This is a genomic window from uncultured Corynebacterium sp., assembly GCF_902782855.1.
Taxonomy (GTDB): Bacteria; Actinomycetota; Actinomycetes; order Mycobacteriales; family Mycobacteriaceae; genus Corynebacterium.
On sequence record NZ_CACZOO010000241.1, the window covers coordinates 1 to 7,423 of the forward strand.

The following is a 7,423-nucleotide window of genomic DNA, read 5'->3' on the forward strand; positions in this document are numbered from 1 at the left end:
AGGAGTACGTGGACGCCGTCTTCCGTACCAACGCGGAGACCTTCTGCCTGCGGTGATGAACCGTCGCACCTGGGTCCCGGGAACAGGGGCCGGGGCCTCACAGTGCGACCGTTACTCACACGACCCGCGCACGTCTCCGGCCAGTCGGCCCATTCACCCCGACCTGCGCACCCCCGTCCGGCGAAGAGCCCCCGCCGTGGCGTTCCCGAAGTCCCGGTTGCCGGGGAGATCGACGACCCGCCGAGGAACTCGCGGACCTCGTCGGGGGTGTCCACCGGGACGCCACCTCGTTGACCAGTGGCGCGAGGCGGTCACGATCCCGGCCGTACTTCTGCACCGACCGCTACCACGACCTGGTGAAGAGCACCGGCATCGTCCCCGCGGTGAACCAGCGCGAGACCCACCCGCTGAACCAGCAGAAGGAGATGGTGGAACTCGGCACCGCCAACGGCACCGTCGTCCAGGCATGGGCCCCTCTCGCCCAGGGCAACCCGGACGCCGCCGCCAGCACTGTCCTGCAGGTCATCGCCGAGAACCACGGCAAGTCCGTTCCCCAGGTCATGCTGCACTGGCTCATCCAGCGCGGAATCCCGCTGGTCGCGAAGTCGAACCACGCCGAGATGACCACCATCGCCACCTTTGGTCGCCCCGTTGAGTGGTCAGGGGAGCCGGAGTAGAGAAAACGGTGATGAGCGGCCCTCATCACATGGAGAAGCGGATGACCAGTAGTTGGAGCTTCCAGTCACCCGCTTCCGGCCTCAGAGATTCAGCAGCCACTCGAACCCATCACGAACGTAGTTCGCGATGACTTTAGCTACCGAGTTCTCCAGGACCCGTCGCAGGAAGGTGTCACTTCCTCGGCGGGTCCGTCCTTTCGGACGGCGTCTCCGGCCACGCCCGATCCCGGCCGCAGCATCTCGACATGCCGACGGAGTGCTGACCACCATGGAGTGACTACGCTGAACAGTCATGAAGATCGCCGTCGCCGACCGTCCCGGGCCCCTCGCCGAGGTCGTCCGCATCCGCGAGGTGCCGGAGCCGGGCGAACCAGCACCCGGCCAGGTCCGCGTCCGGATGACGGCCACGACGGTCAATCCGTCGGACGCCGTCACCGTCTCCGGGGCGTACCTGTCGCGCACCACGTTCCCACTGGTCCCCGGGTTCGAGGGGGTGGGCGTCATCGAGTCCGGTCCCGAGGAAGGGCGCCGCGTCCTGCCGCTCGGCGGGCCCGGTTGCTGGTCGCAGCTACGCAACGTGGACCGCGCGTGGTGCGTCCCGGTCCCCGATGACCTGGATGACGCCACCGCGTGCTTCTCCTACATCAACCCGCTGACCGCGTCGATGATGGTGCGGGACCACTGCCTGCCGTTGTGCACCCCGGGCCGCACACCGACCGTCGTCGTCACCGCTGCGACCTCCGCCATCGCCGGGCACATCGCGGAACTGCTCACCGAACTCACCGGCGTCCGCCCGGTCGGACTGGTCCGCGGGACGCCGGGTCACCACGTCGCCGACCCCGGCCGGTGGGCCGCGGTGGTCAGCATGCGTGAACTGGACTGGCGTACCCGGATCCACGGTGCGGACGTGATCCTCGACTGTGTCGGCGGTGAGCTGGGCCTGGATCTCGTGGACGCGCTGGCACCCGGCGGCACGCTCGTCCTCTACGGGCTGCTGTCTGGGGAGCCGCTGCCGACCGCCTGCTTCGACGGGCGCCGCGGCACCCGGGTGGAGATGTTCCGGCTACGCGACACGGTCCACTCCCCGTCCGGTGAAGCACAGTCTGACCTGCCCGGACTCTTCCACCCGGTGTTCGCCCTGCAACGCCGGGGCCTGCTGCGTACCCCGGTCGCGGCCCACACCTGCCTGACCGGTCTGCCGGACGCACTGCACAACCTCGTCTCCCCCGCCGGTGCGACCCGCGGCGGCAAGCTCCTCATCGAGCCATGAGCGGGGCAGAGGCAGGGTGGAGGCAGGGCAGAGGCAGGGTGGAGGCAGGGCAGAGGCGGACTGCCGGTCCGTGATCTGGCAGCGACCACACTCCGGCGAAATGTGTCTGCAGACACATTCTTTTCACGATGTCTCTTCCCTCACGGACGGGAGTATTCTATAGTTTCTGGAACACGCATTACAGAACAGCGACGGTCTGACGACCTGTCGCACTACGGAGGACATCATGAGCTGCCCTTTCACCGGAAATGCCGGCGAGCTGACCGAGGAGCTCGCCGACCGCAGTCTCGGGGACATGGCGACCGACACCGCCACACCGGCTTCTGCCGCACCGACCCCCACCGAAGAAGAGGACCGGCGCGGCAAGCAGAGCCGACGGTTCAAGCGCGGTGGCAAGGACGACACGCTCGTCCGCGAGGACGAGGGCTTCTTCGGCCCGGATTCTATCGCCTGGAAGGTGTGGAGCTTCCCCGTGTTCGCCCTCCAGGCCTTCGCGCGTGCCGTCACCCTCGAGCACCTGGATCCCGACCTCGTCGCCGCAGTCGACGCCTCCGGCCAGGTGTACAAGCGCACCCCGGTCCGCTACGACCGGACCATGGAGTACTTCGCAGCCGTCCTCACCGCGGACGCACAGACGATGACGCGCATGTCCGACATCCTCATGAAGGTCCACGACCGCTCCTACGGCGTGAACCCGGTCACCGGGAACAACTTCGAGGCGAACAACCCGGACTCCCAGATGTGGATCCACGTCACCGCATGGCACTCGATGCTCTACTGCTACGAGAAGTTCGGCCCCGGAAAACTCTCCCGCGACGAGGAGAACGAGTACTGGGCACAGATGGCGATCTCCGCGGCGTTCCAGCCGATCCGTCAGGAGGACCTGCCGAAGACCCGCGGTGAGGTCCAGAAGTTCTTCGACGACTGGCGGGAGAAGCTCTCCGCCTCCGAGGCCGCGATCCGGAACACCGACCACATCCTCGACGGGTTCGTCACCATCGAACCCGATCTGCCGAAGTGGTTCACCAGGCTGGGACGCCCGTTCCTGCGGTGGTCCGTCATCGCCACCTACCCGCGGTGGATGCGTCCGATGCTCGGCGTGAAGCAGTCCCGCCTCATGGACTCGCTGTCCATCGCCTTCTGGCGTCCGGTCTACAAGGTGCTGGACAACAATCCGAAGCTGTTCATCTGGCTGCTCAAGCGCATCTGCCCGCGGGCGGTGCGTTACATGGAGCCGCTGCTGCTGAAGACCCCGGCGAAGACGCCCCGCGTCTTCACCCCCGAGGTCGCCCGCCGGATGTTCGGTAATCCCCTGACCCCCCTGGAGCAGCGCGAGGAGCTGCTGCGGAAGCGCCGGGAGAAGGGTGAGGGACAGAAGGCCTACTCCCACAACCACCGTGACGAGATCCTCGAGTTCCGCGTCGCGGACTCCGCGGAGACCACCGAAGACGCACTGGAGTTCGCCGAGACGCTGGTCGAGACCGCGTCCAAGGCCGGGTAGCTGCCGGCTTCCCGGTTGCCACGCCCGGTGATCCGGGTGAACAACAGTGCGCCCCGCGTCCGTCGGTATTGTTCGTCAGCAGCCACAGCCCACCGTCGGCGTGACGGTGACGTCGCGCAGGCGTCCGTACTCACCGACGAACCGGTCGGTGGAGGTCGTCGGATCGTCCGGCGGGACGTCGATGAGCCGCTCACCGCGCAGAGCCGCGATGTGGAGGGTGTCCGCCGTCGTCCGGGATGCCCTCCAGAATCGGCCAGCCGTAGTTGTCGCCCGCGTCTCCAACGGTGGCGTACAGCATCCCGTCCGGGCCGAAGGCGATACGTCCTCCGTTGTGGGTGGTGGACGGCGATGGACCAGAGGGCGTCGGAGGAATTCCGTGGTGCCGGTGCGCCGGCGGTCGGCTGAGCCGGTGCCTGATCAGGTCTGCTCCGCCACCGCCTCCAGCGGCGGAACCCGGGCCGCCCTCACCGCCGGGAGCAGCGCGGCGAGCGCCCCGACCGCCACGGATCCGACGAGGACACCTGCGACCAGCCGCCACGGCACCACAACAGAGTCCAACCCCACATCCCCGAGCACGCCGAGCACCGCGGCCCCGGACGCCAGCCCGGTGAGCACGCCGAGCACGCCGCCGTACAGTGCGGTACGCACCGCCTCCACGGTCACCATCCGGCGGACCAGCCCCCGGGGCGCACCGATGACCCGGAGCATGCCGATCTCCCGGCGCCGCTCCGCCACGGACAGTGCCAGCGTGTTGACCACCCCGAGCAGGGCGACCAGCACGCCGAGTGCGCACATCGCGTACCCGATGGCGACAAGGCGGTCGAGCAGCGCGGTCTGTGCCCCGGCGAACTCCTGCGGGGTCTGGACCGAGACCATCGGGGCCGAGTCCACGACCCCCTCCAGTCTCTCCTCTAAGGTGGCCGTGCCCACAGTGTCGTCCGCACTGACCGCGACTGCCAGGGCCCGGTGCCCGCCGAGGGCCCGGTCACCGGGGGCGAGGTCCCAGAAGGCGGTGGAACTGACCACCATGGTGCCGAGGATGCGTGAACCGCCGTAGATCCCCTGTACCGGCAGGGCTGCGGTGAGGGACTGCCCGGGGACCCCCAGCTCGACCCGGTCACCGATCCGGTACCCGTGGGTCCTCGCGAACGTCGCGTCCAGCAGCACACCATGCCCGGTACCCAGGTCGAACGAGCCACGGGTCTGTCCGAGGTCCAGCGCCGTGCGCGGGTCGTCGTCACTGACCGAGACCAGGGAAACCGCGTTCCGCCCTGCCCCGATGATCGCCGGGGCCTTGCCGAGGGCGAAGGTGGACCCCACGCCCTCGACCTCCGGCAGTGCCCGGACGACCATCCCCGGCAGGGAGACACTCGTCGTCCCGTTGGGCGCACTGACCACGAAGTCCGCGGTCACCTCACTGTCGACGGCCCCCGCCACCGACCGCGACATGGAGGCGCCGAACATGCCGGTGACCGTGGTCAGCATCAGCCCCAGGGTGAGGGCGAAGGCGGTGCCCGCCGCACGGTGCGGATCCCGGCGCGCCTGCAGGGCCGCGAGCCTGACCGCCGGGGGCCGGTTGCCGTACCGGTCCCACAGGGTGGTCAACCGGCCGATCACCGCCGGGGAAGCCAGATACACCCCGATCAGGACCATCACCGCTCCGGAACCGCTCACCACCGCCCGCATGACGGTCCCCCGCCCCTGCGCCAGCAGGGCGAACTCCCACATCGCCACACCGGCGCACACTCCCGTCAGTCCGGCCACGGAGCGTCGGGTTCCTGCGGACGCCGGCGGACGCCCGGCCCGACGGGCCCCTTCGAGCGGGGACACGCCGCCCGCGCGCAGAGCGGGGGCAGCGGCACTGACCAGGGTCATGACGATCCCCACGGCGACGGGGGTCAGCAACGTCCACATCCCGAAGGTGTCCTCCCCGAGGGGGAGCGCCTCCGTCCCACGTTCGACGATGCCGCGGAGCAGCGTGACCGCCCCCACGGCGCCGGCGACCCCGACCACGGACCCCAGCACACCCCACAACAGGGCCTCGCCGAGGACGAGAAGGGTCACCTGCCGGCGGGAGACACCGAGGGTGCGCAACAGGGACAGGCTCCGGAGGCGCTGAGCGACACTCATGGTGAAGGTGTTGGTGATGATGAACATCGAGGCGAGCAGCGCCACCCCGCTGAACCCGTAGAGCAGGTACCGGACGAAACCGAGGGCGGACGCGGTACTCGCCCGGGCCTCCGCGACGACCTCCGCCCCGGGGCGTACGTCGGGGACCCCGAACCCGGGACTGGTGAGTGCCGTGGTGAGTGCGCCGACGGTGACGTCGTCGGTGCCGACGGTGCCGTCGGTGCCGTCGGTGCCGTCACCGGTGACCGCCACGAGGAGCGTGGGGACGCCGACGGTGAGGTAGCGGGAGGTGTAGTCGTCGATGTTCACCGCCAGACCCACCTGGTCGGCGGTGTCCGCACGCCCGGTCCACGTGCCCGTCACCGTGACCGCGTAGGAGAAGGTGCCGTCGCCCACCAGGATCACCGACCCCGGCGCCAGGGCCCCGGTCGCGGACGTGGCGTTGACCAGTGCCTCACCCGGTCCCGGAGCAGTGCCCTCCACCAGCTGTGTCCCGGGGCCCACCGACTCGTCCGGTCCGTACCACGGCCGGACGCGAACCGAGGCGTCCTCCGCCAGGCCCTGTTCCAGGAAGACGGTGCGCTCGTCCAGGACGACCGCCCGGTCGACCCCGTCGACCTCCAGGGCGCGGGACACCGCGTCCACCGGCAGTGCCGCGCGTCCCTCCCCGGGGCGGACGACGATGTCCGCTCCCTCGTAGTCGGAGGACATCAGGCGGGCAACGGTGGAGTCCATGAGCCCGGCGAGGGCGAGGGACCCGCAGAGGAAGCAGACGGAGACCCCGATCGCGAGGACCGTGAGGATGAGCCGGGCCGCATGTCCGCGGAAGGCCCGGTAGGACAACCGCACCAGGGTGGCGAGGGACACCAGGACCCGGGCGGTCGGAGCCCGGTGTCTTCCCTGGGTCATGGTGGATCTCCTCGCCGGTCAACGTGCTGTGCGTCGTCCTGCCCAGGCCGCTGCCCGGCCCCACTGGCCCAGCCCACTGCGCGACGGGACAGACCGAGTGTGGCCCAGTGGCGTCACAATGCCGGAACCCGCCGCTCCCCGCCCCTCCGTTCACCCCATTATGAACTCCCCCGTACAAACGTCGTCCCAGGTCACCGGCGACCTGTGGCGCGCGGCACATCTACTGACGCGCTCTTATATTCAGACTGAAAATATTTGCTTGTCCGGGGGATCCTACTGATCCGCACCTGCGACCTCCGCAGCCTTCTTCTCCTGCACCCACGAGCCGGCACCGAGGCAGACCAGGCCGAAGGCGACCCAGGCGATGAGTGTCCACCAGAGCCCGGCGGTGGGGGCGGAGGGGAAGTAGCTGAGGTCTCGCAGCAGGGTGATCAGCGTGCCGTTCGGCATGTAGGAGCCGATCGTGCCCCACGGTTCCGGCAGGAACTCCTTCGGTGCCATGTTGCCGCTCCACGGGTTGGCGAAGAGCATGATGGTCAGGGCACCGATCCCCAGCCCCTTGCCGCCGAGCAACGCACCCAGCCCGGTGATGAACCCGCCGATCGCCATGGTGCCCAGGCCGATGGCCAGCGCCCCGGCCCAGTAGTTGCCCGCCAGCACACCGAACCACGGCCCCAGAATGAGACCGGAGAGTATGCCGGAGACGACACCGGCCGCAGTCAGTGTGGCGAACCGGTTGACCGCCCGCTTCACCGCCATGAACCCGACCATGGAACCGGCCAGACCCGGAATGAGCGCGGCGATGATCGCCATGTTGATGGCACCTGCGTTCCTGCCGCCGGCGACGACGTCGGTGACGGTGACTGCGGATCCCTGCTGGACACTCATCCCGTCCGCCATCTGGGTGAGCAGCTGCGAGACCTGGGCTGCACCGGC

Annotated in this window: 5 protein-coding genes and 1 pseudogene; 3 read left to right on the top strand and 3 right to left on the bottom strand. The window is 69.2% G+C overall.

The genetic code is table 11. The annotated features are described in order from the left end of the window. Positions 1 to 356 precede the first annotated feature (356 nt). The 3 genes from QZV72_RS09940 to QZV72_RS09950 all read left to right on the top strand — a co-directional run bounded on the left by QZV72_RS09940 (position 357) and on the right by QZV72_RS09950 (position 3,448). Complete coding sequence (locus QZV72_RS09940) at positions 357 to 677, top strand: aldo/keto reductase (RefSeq protein ID WP_297008032.1); 321 nt, start codon at positions 357 to 359, stop codon at positions 675 to 677. A 292-nt stretch (positions 678 to 969) separates the two neighbouring features. Further along, positions 970 to 1,947 (top strand): zinc-dependent alcohol dehydrogenase family protein, encoded by a 978-nt coding sequence (locus QZV72_RS09945; protein WP_297008034.1) that lies wholly within the window; start codon positions 970 to 972, stop codon positions 1,945 to 1,947. Between the two features lie 226 nt (positions 1,948 to 2,173). Further along, positions 2,174 to 3,448: an oxygenase MpaB family protein gene (locus QZV72_RS09950; RefSeq protein WP_297008037.1), complete on the top strand. Its 1,275-nt coding sequence runs from the start codon at positions 2,174 to 2,176 to the stop codon at positions 3,446 to 3,448. A 75-nt stretch (positions 3,449 to 3,523) separates the two neighbouring features. Here QZV72_RS09950 and QZV72_RS09955 read toward each other — a convergent pair whose 3' ends face one another. The 3 genes and pseudogenes from QZV72_RS09955 to QZV72_RS09965 form a co-directional block, all read right to left on the bottom strand. Further along, positions 3,524 to 3,730, bottom strand: a complete 207-nt coding sequence (locus tag QZV72_RS09955; RefSeq protein WP_297008040.1) for a hypothetical protein — start codon at positions 3,728 to 3,730, stop codon at positions 3,524 to 3,526. A 135-nt stretch (positions 3,731 to 3,865) separates the two neighbouring features. After that, positions 3,866 to 6,487, bottom strand: coding sequence for an FtsX-like permease family protein (locus QZV72_RS09960; RefSeq protein WP_297008043.1), 2,622 nt, complete (start codon positions 6,485 to 6,487; stop codon positions 3,866 to 3,868). Positions 6,488 to 6,760: 273 nt separating this feature from the next. After that, positions 6,761 to 7,423, bottom strand: a pseudogene (locus tag QZV72_RS09965) (hypothetical protein); the annotation flags it as partial.

What these genes read in the sequence shown, in the direction of transcription:
- QZV72_RS09945 (WP_297008034.1), top strand. Translation starts at nt 970, where the DNA reads ATGAAGATCGCCGTCGCCGACCGTCCCGGGCCCCTCGCCGAGGTCGTC.
- QZV72_RS09950 (WP_297008037.1), top strand. Translation starts at nt 2,174, where the DNA reads ATGAGCTGCCCTTTCACCGGAAATGCCGGCGAGCTGACCGAGGAGCTC.
- QZV72_RS09960 (WP_297008043.1), bottom strand. Translation starts at nt 6,487, where the DNA reads ATGACCCAGGGAAGACACCGGGCTCCGACCGCCCGGGTCCTGGTGTCC.